Source organism: Bartonella sp. AA86SXKL (genome assembly GCF_042196885.1).
Genome location: NZ_JBHIRE010000559.1, coordinates 1 through 564, shown reverse-complemented (window position 1 = coordinate 564; position 564 = coordinate 1). Strand labels below are relative to the sequence as shown.

General features: G+C 37.9%; 1 protein-coding gene. It reads right to left on the bottom strand.

All coding sequences use genetic code 11. The features are described 5' to 3' along the window. A partial coding sequence (locus ACFIO5_RS13270; protein WP_375705665.1) for an HU family DNA-binding protein occupies positions 1 to 260 on the bottom strand: 260 nt, incomplete at its 3' end. Positions 261 to 564: the final 304 nt, after the last annotated feature.

The following is a 564-nucleotide window of genomic DNA, read 5'->3' as shown; positions in this document are numbered from 1 at the left end:
TCTTTAAGACTTTTTCCTGCAGAGAATTTAGGTACAGAACGTGCTGGAATATTAATTTCAGCACCCGTTGAAGGATTACGTCCCTTTGTAGCAGCACGATGAGAAACTTCAAAAGAACCAAAACCTGGAAGACGAACATCTCCTCCTGAAGCTAAAGCTTCTGTTACAGAAGCGATAAAAGCATCGACAACAGAGCCTGCCTGCGCTTTCGAAACACCTGCTTTTTCAGCAACGGAACTCACCAATTCACTTTTATTCATGGAATATTTCCTTTCCCTATATTACCAAATAACACAACTTAACCGTGTCATCGGCCAGTTTATTGAAAAGTACAGTAAACAGAAGCCTTATTTTTATTCAAAACATTGTTTTTTTAGCAATAATCACAGTTATTCACGGAATTTTTTACTTTTTTTCAAAATGAACAGAAAAATAACCACGAAAATGCCTTCTGCTGCTTTTAAAATTCAATAAAAAGTGGAAAGTGAATCAGTGTGCAATCTGTATTCCTTCGCTTTCGTTTTCTGTCCTGATAGGGACAGACACCGTAGAGGGCTCTGTCCA